This is a genomic window from Stenotrophomonas sp. YJH_SMC_36 (assembly GCF_059369935.1).
Genome location: NZ_JCAFTD010000002.1, coordinates 34,201 through 55,059, shown reverse-complemented (window position 1 = coordinate 55,059; position 20,859 = coordinate 34,201). Strand labels below are relative to the sequence as shown.

General features: G+C 67.2%; 19 protein-coding genes. 13 read left to right on the top strand and 6 right to left on the bottom strand.

Annotated features, from left to right (window positions below):
- The first annotated feature begins 37 nt into the window (after positions 1-37).
- On the top strand, positions 38-736 hold the full coding sequence (locus tag AC5P76_RS03490; RefSeq protein WP_053519509.1) for an MliC family protein: 699 nt from the start codon (positions 38-40) through the stop codon (positions 734-736).
- Between the two features lie 53 nt (positions 737-789).
- On the opposite strand, the gene yeiP is transcribed toward AC5P76_RS03490, so the two are convergent.
- The 5 genes from yeiP to AC5P76_RS03465 all read right to left on the bottom strand — a co-directional run bounded on the left by yeiP (position 790) and on the right by AC5P76_RS03465 (position 4,361).
- A complete protein-coding gene (gene yeiP, locus AC5P76_RS03485; RefSeq protein WP_005409468.1) occupies positions 790-1,356 on the bottom strand; it encodes an elongation factor P-like protein YeiP in 567 nt (188 codons plus the stop codon).
- Between the two features lie 48 nt (positions 1,357-1,404).
- Complete coding sequence (locus tag AC5P76_RS03480) at positions 1,405-2,175, bottom strand: SDR family oxidoreductase (protein WP_253118749.1); 771 nt, start codon at positions 2,173-2,175, stop codon at positions 1,405-1,407.
- Between the two features lie 103 nt (positions 2,176-2,278).
- Positions 2,279-3,172, bottom strand: coding sequence for a hydroxymethylglutaryl-CoA lyase (locus AC5P76_RS03475; RefSeq protein ID WP_053519511.1), 894 nt, complete (start codon positions 3,170-3,172; stop codon positions 2,279-2,281).
- The gene (locus AC5P76_RS03470) at positions 3,169-3,570 is read right to left on the bottom strand and encodes a VOC family protein (protein ID WP_053519512.1); all 402 of its coding nucleotides are present in this window, start codon (positions 3,568-3,570) and stop codon (positions 3,169-3,171) included. Before AC5P76_RS03470 ends, AC5P76_RS03475 begins: the two co-directional genes overlap by 4 nt.
- A 2-nt stretch (positions 3,571-3,572) precedes the next feature.
- Positions 3,573-4,361, bottom strand: a complete 789-nt coding sequence (locus AC5P76_RS03465) for an enoyl-CoA hydratase/isomerase family protein (protein ID WP_053519513.1) — start codon at positions 4,359-4,361, stop codon at positions 3,573-3,575.
- 119 nt (positions 4,362-4,480) lie between these two features.
- Between AC5P76_RS03465 and AC5P76_RS03460 the strand changes: the two genes are divergently transcribed.
- Genes AC5P76_RS03460 through AC5P76_RS03450 form a run of 3 tightly spaced genes read left to right on the top strand, consistent with a single transcriptional unit; the run spans position 4,481 to position 6,848 of the window.
- The gene (locus AC5P76_RS03460; RefSeq protein ID WP_053519514.1) at positions 4,481-4,735 is read left to right on the top strand and encodes a FeoA family protein; all 255 of its coding nucleotides are present in this window, start codon (positions 4,481-4,483) and stop codon (positions 4,733-4,735) included.
- Positions 4,732-6,594: a ferrous iron transport protein B gene (gene feoB / locus AC5P76_RS03455; protein ID WP_065175604.1), complete on the top strand. Its 1,863-nt coding sequence runs from the start codon at positions 4,732-4,734 to the stop codon at positions 6,592-6,594. Before AC5P76_RS03460 ends, feoB begins: the two co-directional genes overlap by 4 nt.
- A complete protein-coding gene (locus tag AC5P76_RS03450; protein WP_065175605.1) occupies positions 6,594-6,848 on the top strand; it encodes a DUF6587 family protein in 255 nt (84 codons plus the stop codon). The genes feoB and AC5P76_RS03450 overlap by 1 nt, the downstream gene beginning before the upstream one ends.
- A 42-nt stretch (positions 6,849-6,890) precedes the next feature.
- Here the strand turns inward: AC5P76_RS03450 and AC5P76_RS03445 are convergent, their stop codons facing one another.
- The gene (locus tag AC5P76_RS03445; protein ID WP_128988748.1) at positions 6,891-7,652 is read right to left on the bottom strand and encodes a 3-oxoacyl-ACP reductase; all 762 of its coding nucleotides are present in this window, start codon (positions 7,650-7,652) and stop codon (positions 6,891-6,893) included.
- Positions 7,653-7,741: 89 nt separating this feature from the next.
- Here AC5P76_RS03445 and dapB point away from each other — a divergent pair, with 89 nt between their 5' ends.
- The 9 genes from dapB to AC5P76_RS03400 all read left to right on the top strand — a co-directional run bounded on the left by dapB (position 7,742) and on the right by AC5P76_RS03400 (position 20,852).
- A complete protein-coding gene (dapB, locus tag AC5P76_RS03440; RefSeq protein WP_128988716.1) occupies positions 7,742-8,473 on the top strand; it encodes a 4-hydroxy-tetrahydrodipicolinate reductase in 732 nt (243 codons plus the stop codon).
- A 326-nt stretch (positions 8,474-8,799) separates the two neighbouring features.
- Positions 8,800-9,927: a glutamine-hydrolyzing carbamoyl-phosphate synthase small subunit gene (gene carA, locus AC5P76_RS03435; protein WP_053519346.1), complete on the top strand. Its 1,128-nt coding sequence runs from the start codon at positions 8,800-8,802 to the stop codon at positions 9,925-9,927.
- A gap of 150 nt (positions 9,928-10,077) precedes the next feature.
- Complete coding sequence (gene carB / locus AC5P76_RS03430) at positions 10,078-13,320, top strand: carbamoyl-phosphate synthase large subunit (protein WP_074901560.1); 3,243 nt, start codon at positions 10,078-10,080, stop codon at positions 13,318-13,320.
- Between the two features lie 8 nt (positions 13,321-13,328).
- Positions 13,329-13,793, top strand: coding sequence for a transcription elongation factor GreA (gene greA / locus AC5P76_RS03425; RefSeq protein WP_026347191.1), 465 nt, complete (start codon positions 13,329-13,331; stop codon positions 13,791-13,793).
- Positions 13,794-13,797: 4 nt separating this feature from the next.
- The gene (locus AC5P76_RS03420; RefSeq protein WP_253118748.1) at positions 13,798-14,715 is read left to right on the top strand and encodes a phosphoglycerate mutase; all 918 of its coding nucleotides are present in this window, start codon (positions 13,798-13,800) and stop codon (positions 14,713-14,715) included.
- A 174-nt stretch (positions 14,716-14,889) separates the two neighbouring features.
- Positions 14,890-16,647, top strand: coding sequence for a single-stranded-DNA-specific exonuclease RecJ (gene recJ / locus AC5P76_RS03415; protein ID WP_445394518.1), 1,758 nt, complete (start codon positions 14,890-14,892; stop codon positions 16,645-16,647).
- Positions 16,648-16,847: 200 nt separating this feature from the next.
- Entirely contained in the window at positions 16,848-19,091 is a 2,244-nt protein-coding gene (locus tag AC5P76_RS03410) for a type VI secretion system Vgr family protein (protein WP_253118746.1), read from the top strand.
- 19 nt (positions 19,092-19,110) lie between these two features.
- Positions 19,111-20,727 (top strand): hypothetical protein, encoded by a 1,617-nt coding sequence (locus AC5P76_RS03405; RefSeq protein WP_253118745.1) that lies wholly within the window; start codon positions 19,111-19,113, stop codon positions 20,725-20,727.
- Complete coding sequence (locus AC5P76_RS03400; RefSeq protein WP_006441023.1) at positions 20,724-20,852, top strand: hypothetical protein; 129 nt, start codon at positions 20,724-20,726, stop codon at positions 20,850-20,852. Before AC5P76_RS03405 ends, AC5P76_RS03400 begins: the two co-directional genes overlap by 4 nt.
- Positions 20,853-20,859 lie beyond the last annotated feature (7 nt).

The window sequence follows — 20,859 nt, the reverse complement described above, 5'->3', positions numbered from 1 at the left end:
GTGGTTATCTTCAGTACGGTCGACAAGGAGTCGAGTCATGCGTGTAGTTTCCAGTCTGTCGACGGCTTCGCTGGCCCTGGTGCTGGCGGCCTGCCAGCCATCGACGCCGCCTGCCGCAGCAGGTGGCACGGCTGACCCGGCGCCGCCGGAGCCGCAGCCGCTGTCCACGAACTCGACCGCCAGCCAGACGGCCTATCAGTGTGGCGATCTGGCCGTGCGTGCGACGTTCAACGGCGAGGACGCAGCCACCGTGGTGATCGGGGATCGCACGTTCGCCATGACCTCCGAGCGTGCTGCTTCGGGGGCGAAGTACGGCGACGGGCAGGGCAACAGTTTCTGGACGAAGGGCCACGACGACGGGCTGCTCAGCCTGAAGGGCGAAGTGGACCGCGAGTGCCGCGCTGTGGAGACCACGGAAGGCGACGGCCGTGCCGGTGCTGCCGCGTTCAGGGCGACCGGCAACGAACCGGGCTGGCTCGCGGTGGTCGACGGTGACACGCCCGGCCTGCAGGTGCAGGTCGATTATGGCCAGCGGCACTTCGACGTGGGCGCGCCCAACCAGGGGGCGGACGGGTGGAGTGGCAAGGCTGCGGACGGTACCGACATCAAGCTCACCTTCCAGCGCACGACGTGCACGGACGACATGAGCGGCGAGCCATTCGAGGCGAAGGCGATGCTGACCGTCGGCACGCGCCAGTACCATGGGTGTGGCAATTTCGGCGCCAGGCAGCCGTAAGTTGGTCGGCAGAGCCGAGCGGGGCTCGGCTCTGCCAGGCGCGTGCGGTCAGCTCAGTCCGCGCGGCCTGCGAACTCGCCGGTGGCAGTGTTCACCAGCACGCGTTCGCCATTGACGATGTACTCCGGCACCATGATCTCGATACCGGTATTGAGCTTGGCCGGCTTGGGACGCTTGGTGGCGGTGCCGCCCTTCAGTTCCGGCGGGGTCTCGATCACTTCCAGCACCACCGAGGCCGGCAACTGGATGGCCACCGGCTGCTCGTCGATCACCTGCACGTAGATGCCGGTCAGGCCATCGGTGATGTAGCCGGCGTCGTCGCCGATGACGTCCGCATCCAGGGTGTAGGGGGTGTAGTCCTCGTCATCGAGGAAGACGAACGCATCGCCATCCTTGTACGAATAGGTGGACTGGCGGCGCAGCAGTTCGACCTCGACCAGATTGTCGTCGGCATCGAAGCTGGCATCGAGCTTGTTGCCGCCCGGCACGCTGTACATGATGAAGCGGAAGCGGACGTTGCCACCCCGGCCCTGCGGGGAGCTGCGCTCGATGTCGCGGATCTGGTAGACGCCGTTGTTGTACTCGACGACGTTGCCCTTCTTGATGTCGTTGGCTTTCATGGTGATCTGGGTCGTTGGGGGTGGACGCCGTCCCGGCGCCCGGGGGAATCACTTCGGAGCGAGGCGGGTAGCGCCGTCCAGGCGGATGGTCTCGCCATTGAGGTAGGTGTTGCCGAGGATGAAGCCGACCAGGCTGGCGAAATCCTCCGGCTTGCCCAGCCGCGACGGGAACGGGATCGAGGCGGCAAGCGACTGCTGTACGGCTTCGGGCATGCCATCGACCATCGGTGTCCAGAACACGCCCGGGGCGATGGTGTTGACGCGGATGCCGAAGCGCGAGAGCTCGCGGGCCATCGGCAGCGTCATCGACACCACACCGCCCTTGCTGGCGGCGTACGCGGCCTGGCCGATCTGGCCCTCATAGGCGGCGATGCTGGCGGTGTTGATGATGACACCCCGTTCGCCATCGGCGCCGGCCTCGTTGTGCTGCATGCGGTTGGCGGCGGCCTTGGCCACGTTGAAGCTGCCGACCAGGTTGACCATCACCGTGCTCTGGAAGCCGGCCAGCGGCATCGGGCCTTCCTTGCCGAGCACACGGCCCGCGCCGAGGATGCCGGCGCAGTTCATCGCCACGTTGAGGCCGCCGAGGAAATCGTGGGCCTGGTCGATGGCCGCCGCCACGGCAGCTTCATCACTGACGTTGACGTTGAAATAGCGGGCGTTGTCGGCACCCAGCGCGGCGACGGCGGCGCTGCCTTTGTCGTCGTTGAGGTCGAACAGGGCCACCTTGCCGCCTTGGGCGACGAGGTGCTCGGCCACGGCCAGGCCAAGGCCGGAAACGCCGCCGGTGATCACGGCACGTACGGAAGACAGCTGCATTGCACGGTCCTGCAGGTTCGAGAACCGCCGATTCTAACGGAAGCCACGACCGCTGCCGTTGTGCACCGCGCCGCCCGGAGCCCGGGCGACGCGCCCTGATGAATCAGACGGCCGCGAGGGCCTGGCCGGTGCGGCTGGCGGTCGCACGCCCGAGCAGGCCGGCCAGCCAACGACCGGTTTCCGCCAGCGCCGGCAGGTCCACCCCGCTGTCCAGGCCAAGGCCCTGCAGCAGATAGACCACGTCCTCGCTGGCGACGTTGCCGCTGGCGCCTTTCGCGTAAGGGCAGCCGCCCGCGCCGGAGACGGCGCTGTCGACCACGCGCACGCCTTCTTCCAGGCAGGTGGCGATGTTGGCAATGGCCTGCCCGTAGGTGTCATGGAAGTGCACGGCCAGCGCGCTCATCGGGATCTCCGCGGCGACTGCCTGCAGCATCGCCCGCGCCTTGCGCGGCGTGCCGACGCCGATCGTGTCGCCCAGCGAGATCTCATAGCAGCCCATCTGGTGCAGGGCGCGCGCCACCCGCACCACATCGGCCAGGGGGACCTCGCCCTGGTAGGGACACCCCAGCACGGTGGAGACATAGCCGCGCACCCGTACGCCATCGGCGGCGGCGCGGCGCAGGATCGGCTCGAAGCGGGCCAGCGACTCGTCGATGCCGGCGTTGGTGTTGGTGCGGTTGAACGCCTCGGAGGCGGCCGTGAACACCGCCACTTCCTCCACGCCGACCGCGAGCGCCCGCTCGTAGCCCTGTTCATTCGGTACCAGCACTGGATAGTGGATGCCGGGCCGGCGCTGGATGCCGGCATAGACCTCAGCGGCATCCGCCAGCTGCGGCACCCACTTCGGGCTGACGAAACTGGTCGCTTCGATGCTGCGCAGGCCGGTGGCCGACAGGCGGTTGATCAGCTCGATCTTGTCGGCCGTAGAGACCGGTTGCTTTTCGTTCTGCAGCCCGTCCCGCGGGCCGACCTCGACGATGCGGACGTAGTCGCTCATGCCTCCGTCTCCGCAGCGGGGCGCTGGCAGACCGCCTCGATGTTGTTGCCGTCCGGGTCGAGCACGAAGGCGGCGTAGTAGTTCGGGTGATACCAGGGACGTACGCCGGGAGCACCATTGTCGCGTCCTCCGGCGGCCAGGGCGGCGGCATGGAACGCGTCCACCTGCGCGCGGCCGGTACAGGCGAAGGCGACGTGCACGCCATGGCTGACGCTGCCGCCATTGCCGATCCAGAAGAACGGCTTGCCATCGCGGCCGAAGCCGACCTGGTCATGGGTGCCGGTCTGCTCCGCGGTGACTTCCATCACCACGCCGATCTGCAGTGGGGCCAGTGCCTGGCTGAAGAACGCCCTGCTGCGCGCCAGGTCGGCGCTGGTCAAACCAAGATGATCGAGCATGTTCAGGCCTCCGTGACCCAATGGGGGGCGCGCTTGTCGAGGAAGGCGCCCAGGCCTTCCTGACCCTCGGCCGAGACCCGCAGGCGCGCGATCAGGGCGGCATTGTCGCGGTCGAGCGCATCGCGGTCATGGCTGTCACGGACCTGCCGGACCAGGCGCTTGGCCGACGCTGAGGCGATCGGGCCGGCCTTGTCGAGCAGGGCCAGCTGGCGCTGCACCGCCTCGTCCAGCCGCTCCGGTTCCACCAGCTGGTGCACCAGGCCGATGCGCAGCGCGGTGTCGGCGTCGAAGTGCTCGCCGGTCGCGAACCAGCGGCGGGCCTGACGCGGCCCGATCGCCTCGATCACGTACGGTGAGATCACGGCCGGCAGCAGGCCAAGGCGGCTTTCGGTCAGGCCGAACCGGGCGCTGGTGCTGGCGATGGCGATGTCGCAGCAGGCGACCAGGCCGACACCCCCGCCGAAGGCGGCACCGTGGACCCGGGCCAGGGTCGGCTTGGGCAGTTCGTCCAGGGTGCGCATCAGGCGCGCCAGGGCCAGAGAATCCTCGCGGTTGTCAGCCTCGCTGGCGGCGGCCATGCCCCGCATCCACTGCAGGTCGGCACCGGCCGAGAAGGATGCGCCGTGGCCGGCCACCACCACCGCGCGCACCGCGTCTTCCCGCCCGGCCGCCTCCAGCGCGGCGGTCAGCCGGGCGATCAGGCCGGCATCGAAGGCGTTGTGCAGCTCCGGCCGGTTCAGCCAGAGGGTGAGGACGGCGCCACTGCGCTCGATCTGCAAAGCATCGTTCATGGGATTCCAGGGTCACTCCATACCTGTATGGATCATAGCGGGCCATTGGTCATGGGCCATGACGCGACGCGGGAATGTTAGAATCGAGAACCATTTACATCCAGCAGAGAACAGGCTAGATGACGCTGTCCGAACTGCCCCTGCATACCTCGGCCGTGGTCGACTCCGTGCAGGACCTGCATGCCAACGATGCCATTGCCCGCCGCCTGCGCGAGCTGGGCTTCGTCAAGGGCGAGGAGGTCCGCCTGGTGGCCAAGGGCCCACTGGGGGGAGAGCCGTTGCTGGTGCAGGTCGGGTTCACCCGTTTCGCACTGCGTATCAGTGAAGCCAAGCGCGTCGTGATCGACGCTGCCAGCCAGGAAAGACGTGCATGACCGCATCCGCCACTGCCGCCCCCCTGCGCATCGCGCTGGTCGGTAACCCGAACAGCGGCAAGACCGCCCTGTTCAACCAGCTGACCGGCAGCCGGCAGAAGGTCGCCAATTACACCGGCGTGACCGTCGAGCGCAAGGAAGGACGCCTGCGCGCACCCTCCGGCCGCGAGTTCGCCGTGCTTGACCTGCCGGGTGCGTACAGCCTGCACCCGGCGAGCCTGGACGAGGCGATCACCCGCGACCTGTGCCGCGGCTTCTATCCGGGCGAGGCCGCGCCGGACGTGCTGCTTTGCGTGATCGATGCCACCAACCTGCGCCTGCACCTGCGCTTCGCACTGGAACTGCGCGAGTTGGGCAAACCGATGGTGGTGGCGCTGAACATGGTGGATGCGGCCGAGCGCCGTGGCATCCAGCTGGACGTGGCAGCGCTGGAGCGCGAGCTGGGCGTGCCGGTGGTCGAGACCGTGGCGGTACGCAAGCAGGGCGCGCGTGCGCTGGTCGAGCGCCTGGACCGCATGGTGCCGCACCTGGATGCGCCGATGCCGCCGGCCGAGGACGGCATCGACTACCACGCCCGGGTACGTGACATCCTGGCGGTGGCCGTGCGCATGCCGGCACGCACCGCGAAGATCGACGACACGCTTGACCGCTGGCTGCTGCATCCGGTGTTCGGACTGGTGACGCTGGTCGTGGTGATGTTCCTGATCTTCCAGGCGGTGTTCGCCTGGGCGACACCGCTGATGGATGGCATCGAGGCCGGCTTCGGCTGGCTGGGCGAGGTGGTCGGTGGCGCGCTGCCGGAGGGGCCGCTGACCAGCCTGCTGACCGACGGCATCATCGCCGGCCTGGGAGGCGTGGTGGTGTTCCTGCCGCAGATCCTGATCCTGTTCGCGTTCATCCTCGCGCTGGAAGAGTCCGGCTACCTGCCACGTGCAGCGTTCCTGCTCGATCGGCTGATGGCCGCGGCCGGCCTGTCGGGGCGTTCGTTCATCCCGCTGCTGTCCAGCTTCGCCTGCGCGGTGCCGGGCATCATGGCCACCCGCAGCATCCAGGATCCACGCGACCGGCTGGCGACGATCCTGGTGGCGCCGCTGATGACCTGTTCGGCCCGCCTGCCGGTGTATGCCCTGCTGATCGCCGCCTTCATTCCCGATGGCAAGGTCGGCATCTTCAACCAGCAGGGCCTGGTGCTGTTCGGACTGTACGTGGCCGGCATCCTCAGCGCGCTGGCGATGTCGTGGGTCATGAAGAAGTGGCGCCGCGACAAGAGCGAGCATCCGTTGATGCTGGAGCTGCCCTCGTACCGTATTCCGCATCCGCGTGATCTGGCAGTCGGCCTGTATGAGCGCGGCATGATCTTCCTGCGGCGCGTGGGCGGCATCATCCTGGCGTTGACCGTGCTGCTGTGGTTCCTGCTGTCGTTCCCCGGTGCGCCCGCCGACGCCACGCTGCCGGCCATCGATTACAGCTACGCCGGCCGCATCGGCCATGCGATGACCGCGGTTTTCGCCCCGCTGGGTTTCAACTGGCAGATCTGCATCGCACTGATTCCGGGCCTGGCCGCGCGTGAAGTGGCGGTTTCCTCGCTGGCGACCGTGTACGCGCTGTCCGCGGCCGACGACGATGCGGCGATCTCGGCGCTCACGCCAGTGGTGGCCGATGGCTGGTCGCTGGCCACGGGCCTGTCGCTGCTGGTGTGGTTCATCTATGCGCCGATGTGCATCTCCACGCTGGCCACCATCAAGCGTGAGACCAACTCGTGGAAGAAGATGGGTTTCGCGGCGTTCTACCTGTTCGCAGCGGCCTACGTTGCAGCGCTGATCACCTACCAGGTGACCGTGGCGCTGGGAGGCGGCTGATGGACGCAGGACTGCTGCTCCAGTACCTGCTCGTTGCGCTGGCCGTGCTGGTCAGCGCGTGGGTCGTACTGAAAAAGCAGTTCCCCGGCACCGTGCGCAGGATGCGCGGTGCCTTGGCACTGGCGCTGCTCAAGCCCGGCCGCGCCGGCTGGCTGCAGGCGCTGGGCCGCAGGATCGCGCCCCCTGTCAGTGGCGGCGGCGGTGCCTGTGGTGGCTGCGACAGCTGCGGGCCGACGCCGCCGAAGCAGCACTGACGATGCCGGGAGAGAGCGGGGGCTGCTGCGCTCGCCGAAGCCTCAATCCCGCACCAGCCCACCGTCCACCACCAGATTCTGGCCGGTCACCGCGCGCGCCCAGGGGCTGGCGAAGAACAGCGCGGCGTCGGCGAACTCGGCCGGCGTGGTCACGCTGCGCAGTGGCGTGTTGGCGGCGATGTAATCGAACACCGCCTGCGGTGTCGCCGCGCTGGCATCGGTGCTGCGCAGCAGGCCGCCGGACAGCATGTTGACGGTGATGCCCTGCGGCCCCAGGTCGCCGGCCAAGGTGCGGGTCAGCGAAAGCAGGGCGGCTTTGGCGGCCGTGTAGTCGTGATAGGGCACCACCGGGTTCTGGAACAGATTGGTGCCGATGTTGATGATGCGGCCGAAACCGCGCGCCTGCATGCCGGGCAGGGCGGCCTGCACGGTGTTGAGCGCGCCGCGCACGCTGCCTTCGAACTGCGCCTGGAACGCCGGCCAGCCAATGTCGGCAGCGCCGTCGCGCGCATCACCATTGAAGGAGAAGTCGGCCAATGCATTGTTGACCACAGTGGTCACGCCCTGGCCGAAATGCGCCAGCGCCTGCTGCAGGAGTGCCTCGATCTGGCCCCGGTCGGTGACGTCGGCGCGGAGCGCGAGTGCCTGCCCGCCCAGCTCTACCGCCAGCGCACGTGCGGCCGTCTCGCTGCGGTGGTAGTTGATGATGATCCGGGCACCCTGCGCGGCGAATGCGCGGGCGATATGCTGGCCGAGGCCGCGGCCAGCGCCGGTGACCAGTACCAGCTGTTCGCTGATCTGCATGGGAAATGCGGTCCATTGCATGAAGAGTCCTGCAGCGTAGCAGCGATGATGCTTGCCGGACCGGGCATGCTGCCGCTAGCCTGCGGGGCATGAACCAGACTCCCCTGCGATTGCTCATTCACGGCGCTTCCGGGCGCATGGGCCAGGCCCTGCTGCGGCTGGCCGCCGATCATCCCGAAACCCTGCAGATCGTGGCAGCGGTGACCGGCCGCGCGCCGGCCCAGCGGGTGGTCGACGGAGTGCCGTTCTTTGCCGCCAGCGAGCTGGCAGGGGCGCCGGCATTCGATGTGGCCATCGACTTCAGCCTGCCGGAAGGCTTCGATGCGATGCTGGCCCTGTGCGTTGAACGCGGCGCAGGCCTGGTATCGGGTACCACCGGCATCTCCAGTGCGCAGCGCCAGGCGCTGGACGCCGCCGCGGCGCGCATTCCGCTGGTGTGGGCTTCGAACTTCAGCCTCGGTGTCGCGGTGCTGGACGAGCTGGTCGAGCGCGCTGCGCAGGCCCTGTCGGGCTGGGACTGCGACATCGTGGAATCGCACCATACGCAGAAGAAGGATGCGCCCTCGGGAACGGCACTGACCCTGGGCGCAGCCGCGCAGCGGGGTGGGGCGGATCCGCAGTACGCCAGCCTGCGGGCCGGCGATATCGTGGGTGAGCATCTGGTGCAGTTCACCGGCCTGGGCGAGCGCATCGAACTGGTCCACCGGGCGACCAACCGCGACATCTTCGCCCGCGGTGCGCTGTTTGCCGCCCGCCAGCTGCAGGGGCGGGCGCCCGGGAGCTACCGGGTGCGCGACCTGCTGGACACCCCGGCGGGCTGATTCACGGGGTCAGATCCCTTTCCCACGGAAAGGGATCTGACCCCTCGCCGCGATTGCTGTCAGAGCCCTTTTCCCGCATGAAAAGGGATCCGACCCCGGCCATCGCGCTTTGCACACGCGGGCGTATTGAAATGAATACGCAGTCGCCTGTTCATGAAACGATTCAACCGCTGGCGCGAGCGCTCCGGCAGCGCTACAATTCGCACTCGCCGAATCACCAAAGCCGGACCGGTCCTGAACCGTACGTCCGCGCTTTTTTGCAACCGGATTTCCGTGAAGCACAGGCGTGACTTCGGCACCCCCTCGGTAGCCAAAGTGAGATTTCCGTGACCCAAGCCGCAATCCTCGTCCTCGAAGACGGCACCGTATTCGAGGGCGAATCCGTAGGCGCGCCCGGCCTGTCCGTCGGTGAAGTGGTGTTCAACACCGCCATGACCGGTTACCAGGAAGTGCTGACCGATCCGTCCTACGCCCGGCAGATGGTCACGCTGACCTATCCGCATATTGGCAACACCGGCATGACCGACCAGGACGACGAAGCCTCCAAGGTGTGGTCGGCCGGACTGATCGTGCGCGATGTGCCGCGCCGCCCCAGCAACTGGCGCAGCCAGGTGTCGCTGCAGGACTGGCTGATCCAGCGTGGCGTGGTGGCCATCGCTGGCATCGATACCCGCAAGCTCACCCGCATCCTGCGCGAGAACGGCGCCCAGAACGGTGCGCTGATGGCAGGTGACATCGATGTTGAGAAGGCGCTGGAAGCCGCCCGCAAGTTCCCGGGCCTGAAGGGCATGGATCTGGCCAAGGTCGTCACTACCGAGAAGACCTATGTCTGGACCGAGGGCCAGCTGGACCTGGATGCCAACGCCTTCGTCAGCGTGCCGGCCCGCTTCAAGGTCGTGGCCTACGATTTCGGCGTGAAGACCAACATCCTGCGCATGCTGGCCGAACGCGGCTGCGAAGTGACCGTGGTGCCGGCGCAGACCCCGGCGGCTGAAGTGCTGGCGCTGAAGCCCGACGGTGTCTTCCTGTCCAATGGCCCGGGTGACCCGGAGCCGTGCGATTACGCGATCGCCGCGATCAAGACCTTCATCGACGTGAAGATTCCGACCTTCGGCATCTGCCTGGGCCACCAGCTGCTGGGCCTGGCCTCGGGCGCGCAGACCGTCAAGATGGGCCATGGCCACCATGGTGCGAACCATCCGGTGCAGGACCTGGACAGTGGCCGGGTGATGATCACCTCGCAGAACCATGGTTTCGCGGTCGATGAAGCCACCCTGCCGGCGACGTTGCGCGTGACCCACCGGTCGCTGTTCGATGGCACCAACCAGGGCATCGCACGCACCGATGTGCCGGCGTTCTCCTTCCAGGGCCATCCGGAAGCGTCGCCGGGCCCGCACGACGTCGGTCCGCTGTTCGACCGTTTCGTGACCCTGATGGAACAGGCCAAGGCGTGATCCGCAGGCCACCGGCGACCGGTGGCACCGCGATGGACCGTAAGCCCCCGCATTGCTGCTGCCTCCCGGCGCGGCGCTGCGGATCGAGATTCCTGATCGACAGCGTGCGATCACTCCCCCTTGTCACGCTGTACTGACTTAGAGAAGAAAATGCCCAAGCGCACTGACCTAAAGACCATCCTCATCATCGGTGCCGGCCCGATCGTCATCGGCCAGGCCTGCGAGTTCGACTACTCCGGCGCCCAGGCCTGCAAGGCTCTGCGCGACGAGGGTTACCGCGTGGTGCTGGTCAACAGCAACCCGGCCACGATCATGACCGACCCGGAGATGGCCGACGCCGTCTACATCGAGCCGATCAACTGGCAGACGGTCGAGAAGATCATCGCCAAGGAGAAGCCCGACGCGCTGCTGCCGACCATGGGGGGACAGACCGCGCTGAACTGCGCGCTGGACCTGGCCGACAACGGCGTGCTGGAGAAGTACAACGTCGAGCTGATCGGTGCCAAGCGCGAAGCGATCCGCATGGCCGAAGACCGCGAGCTGTTCCGCGTGGCGATGGGCGAGATCGGCCTGGAGTGCCCGACCGCCGCCGTCGCCCACACGCTGGACGAAGCGCTGGAGATCCAGACCCGCGTCGGCTACCCGACCATCATCCGTCCGAGCTTCACCCTGGGCGGCAGTGGCGGTGGTATCGCCTACAACCGCGAAGAGCTGGTGGAAATCGTCAGCCGCGGCCTGGAACTGTCGCCGACCACCGAAGTGCTGGTGGAAGAGTCGGTGCTGGGCTGGAAGGAATTCGAGATGGAGGTGGTGCGTGACACCGCCGACAACTGCATCATCGTGTGCTCGATCGAGAATCTCGATCCGATGGGCGTGCACACCGGCGACTCGATCACCGTGGCCCCGGCGCAGACCCTGACCGACAAGGAATACCAGCGCCTGCGCGATGCCTCCATCGCCGTGCTGCGCAAGATCGGCGTCGATACCGGCGGCTCCAACGTGCAGTTCGGCATCAACCCGAAGACCGGCCGCGTGGTCGTCATCGAGATGAATCCGCGCGTGTCGCGCTCCTCGGCGCTGGCCTCCAAGGCCACCGGCTTCCCGATCGCGAAGGTGGCCGCCAAGCTGGCCGTGGGCTACACCCTGGACGAACTGAAGAACGAGATCACCGGTGGCCTGACCCCGGCGTCGTTCGAGCCGTCCATCGACTACGTGGTCACCAAGATTCCGCGTTTCGCCTTCGAGAAGTTCCCGGCCGCCGATGCGCGCCTGACCACCCAGATGAAGTCGGTGGGCGAAGTCATGGCGATGGGCCGCACCTTCCAGGAATCGGTACAGAAGGCGCTGCGTGGCCTGGAAACCGGCAAGGTCGGCTTCGACCCGACCGGCCTGGACCTGGCCAACGAGGAAGACCTGCAGACCCTGCGCCGCGAGCTGAAGGCACCGGGTCCGGAGCGCCTGTTCTACGTGGCCGACGCGTTCCGCGCCGGCATGAGCGTGGAAGAGATCTACGCCCTGTCGTTCATCGACCACTGGTTCCTGGACCAGATCGAGGAAATCATCGCTGCCGAAGGTGAAGTCGCTGCCGACGGCATCGACGCGCTCGACGCTGCGCGTCTGCGCAGGCTCAAGCGTGCCGGTTTCTCCGACGCCCGCCTGGCCCAGCTGACCGGCACCAACGAAGCGGCCATCCGCGCACTGCGTCGTGCCCACAAGGTGCGCCCGGTCTACAAGCGCGTGGACTCCTGTGCTGCCGAGTTCGCCACCGGCACCGCCTACCTGTATTCGACCTACGAGGACGAGTGCGAGGCCGCGCCGAGCAACCGCGACAAGATCATGATCCTGGGCGGCGGTCCGAACCGCATCGGCCAGGGCATCGAGTTCGACTACTGCTGCGTGCATGCGGCGCTGGCGCTGCGCGAGGATGGTTATGAAACCATCATGGTCAACTGCAACCCGGAAACCGTGTCGACCGACTACGACACCTCCGACCGCCTGTACTTCGAGCCGCTGACGCTGGAAGACGTGCTGGAGATCGTCGAGCTGGAACAGCCGAAGGGCGTGATCGTGCAGTACGGCGGGCAGACGCCGCTGAAGCTGGCGCGCGCGCTGGAAGCCAATGGCGTGCCGGTGATCGGTACCAGCCCGGACTCCATCGACCTGGCCGAGGACCGCGAGCGTTTCCAGCAGCTGGTGGACAAGCTGGGCCTGAAGCAGCCGCCGAACCGTATCGCCCGCAACGACCAGGAAGCCCTGCTGCTGGCCCGCGAGATCGGCTACCCGCTGGTGGTGCGTCCGAGCTACGTGCTCGGTGGCCGTGCGATGGAGATCGTGTACGGCGAAGCCGATCTGGCCCGCTACGTGCGTGATGCGGTGAAGGTGTCCAACGATTCGCCGGTGCTGCTGGACCGCTTCCTCGACAACGCTGTCGAGTGCGATGTCGACATCATCGCCGACAAGGATGGCAACGTGCTGATCGGTGGCGTGATGGAGCACATCGAAGAAGCCGGCGTGCACTCGGGCGACTCCTCGTGCTCGCTGCCGCCGTACTCGCTGTCGGCCGAGACCCAGGCCGAGCTGCGTCGCCAGGTGGTGGAACTGGCCAAGGCGCTGAACGTGGTCGGCCTGATGAACACCCAGTTCGCGATCCAGACCAGCGACGAGGGCGACGACACCGTCTACCTGCTTGAAGTGAACCCGCGTGCCTCGCGCACGGTGCCGTTCGTGTCCAAGGCCACCGGCATGCCGCTGGCCAAGATCGCCGCACGCTGCATGGCCGGCAAGACTCTGGCCGAGCAGGGCGCGACCGAAGAGATCGTGCCGGACTACTACTCGGTGAAGGAAGCGATCTTCCCGTTCGCCAAGTTCCAGGGCGTCGATCCGATCCTCGGGCCGGAAATGCGGTCCACCGGCGAGGTGATGGGCGTCGGTCGCAGCTTCAACGCCGCCTTCGCACGCGCGCAGGAAGCCGGCGGCATCAAGGCCCCGCCGATCGGCAAGGCCTTCGTGTCGGTGCGCGACCCGGACAAGAAGCGCGTGTTGCCGGTCGCCAAGGCGCTGCTGGCGCGCGGCTACAGCCTGGTGGCCACCCGTGGCACCGCCGCCTGGCTGCAGCAGCATGGCATGCAGTGCGAGATCATCAACAAGGTGGTCGAGGGTCGTCCGCACATCGTCGATTCGATCAAGAACGGCGAGATCGTCTACATCGTCAACACGACCGAAGGTCGGTCGGCGATCAACGACTCGTTCTCGATCCGTCGCGAGGCGCTGCAGCACCGCGTCACCTACTCGACCACCATTGCCGGCGCCAAGGCGCTGGTGGATTCACTGGAATTCCGCGGCACCGGCCCCGTCTGGTCGCTGCAGGAGCTGCACAAGGAGTTGAATGCATGAGAGCCCCCATCACGATGAAGGGCGCGCAGAAGCTGCGCGACGAACTGGATCACCTGAAGTCGGTCAAGCGGCCGAAGGTGATCGCCGCGATCGCCGAAGCGCGTGAGCATGGCGACCTGAAGGAGAATGCCGAGTACCACGCCGCGCGCGAGGAACAGGGCTTCATCGAAGGCCGCATCAAGCAGCTGGAAGGCGAGCTGTCGCACGCCGAGATCATCGACGTGAGCAAGCTCAATGCCGGCTCCAAGGTGGTGTTCGGCGCCAGCGTGACCCTGGCCGACGTGGAAACCGACGAAGAGAAGAAGTACCAGATCGTGGGTGACCTCGAAGCGGATATCAAGCTGGGGTTGATCGCGATTTCCTCGCCGGTGGCGCGCGCGATGATCGGCAAGCTGGAAGGCGATTCGATCGTGATCGACGCCCCGGCTGGGCAGCGCGAGTACGAGATCGTCAGCGTCAGCTACGTGGACTGAGCACGTGGCGACGGCGACCCTGCTGTTGCCCGCACGCAGCCGCTTTGCCGCGGCTGCGCTGCCGGACGATGTGGCACGTGCGCTTGGCCGTGCCACAGCGGTGCAGGTCGAGCCGGGTGAACGGGCGCAGCTGACGCGCCATTTCACGGTCGCCGCGCCGCACTGGCCGGTGGCCGCGCTGACGCGCCAGCGTGACGTGGGCGATGCGGCCGGTGCCAGCTGGCTGCGCGCCGATCCGGCCTGCATGGTGCCGGACATGCATGGCGCGCGGATGATGGCCTACGGCGAAACCCTGCGACCAACCCTGGCAGACAGCCTCGCCCTGCTGCCGGTGCTGCAGCCGTTGTTCGCCGAGGCCGGCTTCGTGCTCGACGCGCCTGATCCGTCGCGCTGGTATCTGCGGCTGCCGATCGATACCGCACTGCCGGCGTTCGACGGTCCCGACGAGGTGCTCGGCGATGACCTGTTCTCGCACCTGCCGGAAGGCGAGGGCGGCCGCCGCTGGCGGGCGCTGATGACCGAGGCGCAGGTGCTGCTGCACAACCACTCCTGGAACCAGCAGCGTGCCGCGCAGGGCCAGCAGCCGATCAATTCGCTGTGGTTCTGGGGCGGTGGCGTGATGCCGGTGTCGGTCAGCACGGTGCATGCGCAGGTGCGCAGCCGCGATGCGCTGCTGCAGAGCCTGGCGCAGGCCGCTGGCGTGGCGGTGGATGGTGAGCAGGCTGTCGATGCGCTGGTTGACCTGCGCCAGCTGCGTTCGCTGCAGCAGTTGGGCAACGAGGCGATCCGCCCGCTGCTGGCCGCGTTGAAGCGTGGCGAACTGCGGCGGCTGGTGCTCGATTTCGAGGACGGCCTGCAGTTCCAGCTCGACCGTGGCCAGCGCTGGCACTTCTGGAAGAAGCCGCGGCAGCTGCACGATTGAGCGGGGCCTCGGTCGAGCGGGGTCGGGTCCGTTTTCCATCGGAGAACGGCTCTGACCCCGATGTTTGCCGGGGTTGCGGCCAGCGGCCGGCACTACCGCAGGTGCCGGGCGCAATCCCGCCAGCCTCTCCCACGCGCGGTATCATCCCTCTGTCTTTCGTAACCGGCGATGCCGATGTCCCTTGCCGCCGATCCAGCGCTGCCGTCTTCCGATACGCCGACAATCCGACGCCGTGAGGCAGCTACGCCGGCTGCATGGCCGGAGGGAACGCTGCCACTGCTCGCACGTCTCTATGCCAGCCGTGGCGCGGGGACGCCGGAACTGGCGCTGCCGAAGCTGGGCAATCTGCATGCCCCCGAACTGCTGACCGGCATCGACGCTGCGGTCGATCTGCTGATCGAAGCCATCGCCAACGACAAGCGCATCCTGGTGGTTGGCGATTTCGATTGCGATGGCGCTACCGCCTGTGCGGTCGGCGTGCGCGGCCTGCGCATGCTCGGCGCACAGCATGTCTTCCATGCGGTGCCCAACCGGATGGTGCACGGCTATGGACTGTCGCCCTCGCTGGTGGAGGAACTGGCCGCGCTGAAGCCGGACCTTCTGGTCACCGTCGACCACGGCATTGCATGCCATGCCGGCGTCGCGGCCGCAAAGGCGCGTGGCTGGCAGGTGCTGGTCACCGACCATCATCTGCCGGGCCCGCAGTTGCCTGCGGCCGACGTGATCGTCGATCCGAACCTGGATGGCGACGCATTTCCCAGCAAGTCGCTGGCCGGTGTCGGCGTGATCTTCTACGTGCTGATGGCGCTGCGCCGGCGGATGCGCGAGGCCGGCGTGTTCGCCGATGGCAAGGGCCCGGACCTGACCACGCTGCTGGACCTGGTGGCGGTCGGCACCGTCGCCGACCTGGTGGCGCTGGATCCGAACAACCGCGCACTGGTCAGTGCGGGCCTGCGCAGATTGCGTTCGGGGCAGGGCTGTGTCGGCCTGAAGGCGCTGATCGAAGCCAGTGGGCGCGACGCCGCGCGGCTGACCGCGACCGACATCGGCTTCGCCCTGGGCCCACGCCTGAATGCCGCCGGTCGGCTGGAAGACATGGCGCTGGGCATCGCGCTGCTGCTGACCGAGGACCCGCGGCAGGCGCGCGACATCGCGCAGATGCTGGAGCAGATCAACAGCGAGCGCCGCGCCGTGCAGCAGTCGATGACCGACGACGCGGAGCAGGCGCTGGCGCGGGTCGTGCTGGATACCTCCGGCCAGCGTCCGGTGGCCGCCTGCCTGTTCGATGCGGACTGGCATCCGGGCGTGGTCGGTCTGGTGGCCTCGAAGATGAAGGATCGCCTGCACCGGCCGGTGATCGCCTTCGCGCCGGCCGAGCCCGGTGCCGACACCCTGCGTGGCTCCGCGCGTTCGATTCCGGGCCTGCATATCCGTGACGCGCTGGCATTGGTCGATTCACGACATCCCGGCCTGATCGAACGCTTCGGCGGTCACGCCATGGCGGCCGGCCTCAGCCTGCGGCTCGATCATGTCGACGCCTTCAAGGCGGCCTTCGTTGCCGTCGTGCTGGAGATGCTCGACCCAGCGGCACTTCAACAGCAGGTGCTCAGCGACGGCGAACTGGCAGCGGACGAGCTCGACCATCGCCATGCCGATGCGCTGCGCCTGGCCGGTCCTTGGGGGCAGGGCTTCCCGGAGCCGCTGTTCGATGGCCATTTCGAAGTGGCCAACTGGCGCGTGCTGAAGGAACGCCACCTCAAGCTGGAACTGCGCCTGCCTGGCGTGCCTGGCACGATCAACGCGATCCATTTTGGCGGCTGGCACGGCAATGCGCCGAGCCGCCATGTGCATCTGGCCTACCGGCTGGCCTGCGACGACTATCGCGGTGGTAGCGCCATCCAGCTGATTGTCGAGCATTGCCTGCCGGCGTGAGGCAGCGTTCGCGCACTCACGCCGGGGCCAGCGTTGGCGACGGGGTCGCGGGGAAGGAAATGTGAGGAAATTCGCAGTTCCTTGAATTTCCTTAATGAATTCATCTCTTTATCCAGAGGCAAAAGCGTCAAAAAGCTGGCGCATGTCACCTGCCGGTGGCAAAGTCGGGCCACGACCAACATGGGACGACGGAACGCCCGATGTACGCCGAATCACTGCTTCCCGGCGCCGCACTGCAGCGCCTGCACCAGGACCGACGCCTGATCCGCGTCGAAACCGCTCTGGATCCGGACACTTTCCTGGTCAAGCGTTTCGAGGGCAGCGAGGCGGTGTCCAGCCCGTTCGCCTACCGTATCGAACTGCTGTCGGTCCAGCCGCGGCTGGAGCTGAAACAGCTGGTCGGGCAGCCGCTGCGCCTGCAGCTGGGCGATGAATTCGGCAACCGCAGCGTGCACGGCTACGTTCGCGAGTTCGCCAGTACCGGCCAACAGGCCCAGTTCAGTGCCTACCGGGCCGAGCTCGCGCCCTGGTTCGCCTTCCTCGATTACACCTGCAACTGCCGGATCTTCCAGGACCGCAACGTGCTGCAGATCATCGAGGAGGTGTTCCAGGGCTACGCACAGCTGGCGAAGTTCCGCTACGACCTCAATGCCGGCAAGCTGCCGCCGCTGCCGTACTGCGTGCAGTACAACGAGTCCGATTTCGCCTTCGTCAGTCGCCTGCTGGAAGATGCCGGCCTGTACTACAGCTTCGTCCATGACGAAGAGGGCCATACGATGGTGATCAGCGACGATTCAACGCTGAGCACCGCGCACGGCGAACCGCAGCCCATCGCGTTCGTGTCCGACCAGGGCACGTTGGCCAGCACCGGTCTGCACCGCTGGGGTGCACGCCGACGCGTCGGGCCCAGCGTGCAGACCCTGCGCAGTTTCGACTTCAAGCAGCCGGGCCAGACGCTGGATGGCAACCAGGGCAACCAGGTGCCGCTGGGCCTGCTGCCGCCGCTCGAGCAGTACCGCTACGACGGTGCGGCGCGTTTCACCAACAGCCGCATTGGCCAGGCGCTGGCGGCGGTGCGCAACGAGGAAGTCGCGTGGCCGACCAAGCTGTTCGAGTGCGCGGGCAACGCCGGTGAGCTCGATGCCGGCGCCTGCTTCGAACTGGAGCGGCACCCGGATTTCATCGGACGTGACGATACCGACCGCAGCTTCTTCGTGGTGAGCGTGCAGCGGGAAGGCCACAATAATTTCGCTGCCGATTTCGGCAGCGCTGAAGCCCCGAGTGTCGAAGTGCAGGCCGAGGTGCTGCGCCGTCGCATCCCCTACAGGCCGCTGCGGCGGACGCCATGGCCACGCATGCCGGGTCCGCAGACCGCCACCGTGGTTGGTCCGCCGGGGGAGGAGCTGCATGCCGACCGCTACGGCCGGGTGAAAGTGCAGTTCCATTGGGACCGCCAGCTGGATCGCCGCGAGAATGCCTCGTGCTGGATCCGCAGTGCGAGTCCGTGGGCAGGCGCCGACATGGGTGGCGTGTCGCCGCCGCGCGTGGGCCAGGAGGTGATCGTCGATTTCCTCGATGGCGACCCGGACCGCCCCATCATCACCGGTCGTGTCTACAACGAGGACAACATGCCGCCGTTCGGCATGGAGGTGAGCGGCCTCAAGTCGAAGACGGTCAAGGGCGCGGGCTGGAATGAGATCACCATGCATGATGGCGCCGGTGGCGAGCTGCTGAACATGCGGGCGCAGCGTGACATGGTCACCACCGTGCTCAACGACCAGAACGCCAGCGTCAAGAACAACAAGTCCACATCGGTGTCGGTCAACCATCGAATGGACGTCGGCGCCAACCAGGACATCAGCGTCGGCGGCAACCGTGGCATCACGGTCACCGGCACCGACACGCTCGGCGTTACCGGCACCCGCACCACCAATGTGACCGGCGCGGTGACCGAGAAGTACGAAGCAGGGGAAACCAAGACGATCTCTGCGGCCGGCTATACCGAAACCATCACCGGCGACTTCAAGACCACCCTGACCGGCAACTTCACCAGCCAGCGCACCGGCACGTGGACCGAGACCGTCACCTCGACCTCCAGTCGCACGGTTGGCGGACTGGTGACGGAGACGCTGAACGCCGCGCGGGAGGTGACCATTACCGGTCATGACAAGCGCAGCGTGCAGGGCAAGGTCGACGACAGCAATGTCGGCGAGCGGGTGATCGACGTCACCGGCAATTTCAGCCAGGACGTGACCGGTACGCACAGCCAGGTCTCGGATGGCGCGATGAGCCTGGAGTCGGCGGTCAAGCTGTCCACCAAGGTGGGTGGCTCGGTCATCGAGATCACCGACAGCGCCATCAAGATCACCGCCGGTGGCTCGGAAGTGGTCATCGACGCAGGCGGTGTGTCAGTCAACGGCAGCGAGATCAAGCTCAACTGCTGAACAGCACGGGAGATACACCATGCAGGACACCCCCATGCTGCGCGGCCTGAACGCATTGCGCGACGCCTGGCTGGAGGCCAGCGCCGACAGCAGCAGGCGCCTGTTGGTATGGCGTCTGCCGGCTGCCGCCAGCCGCCTGCTGGCCGCGTTCTTCGAGATGCAGCGCAACGACGCAGGGCGTGATACGCCGGACTGCTTCCTGCGCATCGATACCGCCTATGAGCTGGGCTTCCGTTACAGCCGGCAGGTCAAGCAGGATCTGCTCGACCGTTATCTGGCCAGCCAGGACGATCTGCGCGCGCAGCAGGTGCCATTGGGCTGGCGTGGCCCGAGCGAGGCGCATCCGGACAGCGCGCAGGGTGTGGTCGATGTGCTGGAGAGTTTCGTCGACCATCACGGCGAGCATCTGCGCCTGCTGGCTGCCGTGCTGGAACCGGAGCGTTGCGTGCCCGGTGAAGGCTTCGAGCGCTGGCTGGATGCGGCGCTGGCCGCTGCGCCGGGAGAGCGCCTGCGACTGGTGCTGGTGGATACCGAAGAGGACCCGCGCTGGCAGCCGCTGCTGGAGCGTCATGCCAGGACCGCACGGGTGGTCACCGCACCGGTCGACATGTTTGCGATTGCCCGGGATACCGCCGCGCAATCCGGTGGTCGCGGTCCGGAAGTGCTGTACCGGCAGCTGCTGGCGGACCTGATGCTGCTGCTGGAGCGAGGCAGTCCGTCGCAGGTGGTGGCCCGCGCCGGACGCGCGCAGGGCCTGGCGCAGCGGCATGGCTGGCAGGACCAGCAGTCGGTGGTGCAGATGATGGTGGCTGGTGCCTGGCTGAAACATGGCGATCACAGCCAGGCGATCAACAGCTACCGGCAGGCACGCAGCGCCGCCGAAGGTGCACGTGCCAGCGGCAATCCTGCCGCGCCGGAACTGGTGATGCAGAGCTGGTTCGGTGAAGCGGGCTGCTGGTTGGCGGCCAAGCAACCCGAGCGTGCGGCACAGACCTACCTGCAGGCATCCGCGTCCGCAGCCAGCATTCCGCACCCCATGTTCGCACTGGAGGGCCAGCGCATGGCGGGCTGGTGTCACGTGCAGGCGGGCCAGCGAGAGGCGGCGCGCACGCAGCTGCTGGAGGCGATCCGCATCGCCAAGCCGCTGGCGCCGGCCGACCGCAAGGCGACGACGCTGCCCCAGGCACTGTGGGATCTGCTGCAGCTTCAGGACGCACGACGCTGCGAACAACTGCGGCAGGTCGCCACTGACTACCTGCAGGCCAGCACCGGCCTGCTGGAGAAGGCGGACGCGCAGGGGCGCGCACTCGGCCCGCGTCCTCCGCGTCCGGCGCTGGATGCCATCGACGCCGAGCTCGATGCCGCGCTGGAGCGCGGCTTTCATCGTGCGCAGCAGGAACGCGAGCGGCTGATCCAGGGCGGTGACGAATTCTTCCGCAAGATCGTGGCCGTCGGCCGTGATTTCCTCGAGCCGGGCTGGAACGGCCTGCCGGCGATCGAACACCCGCTCGACCACGAGATTCCGGTGTGGAGCGAGCCCCCGGCGATGCAGCCGCTGCCCGATCCCAGTGGCCTGCTGCAGTCGCCCGTGGCGGCGGCTGCAGGGCCCGCCGTTACAGGAGTGGCTGTTGCATGAAGTCGAACAAGACCGTGGTGATGCTGGTGGCCATCGTGCTTGGCATCATCGTCGTGACCTGGATCAGCGCCGAGTACCGTGACGAAGTAAAGGCGTTCCTGCGCGCGTTGTTCCGCGCCTTGTAACGCAACA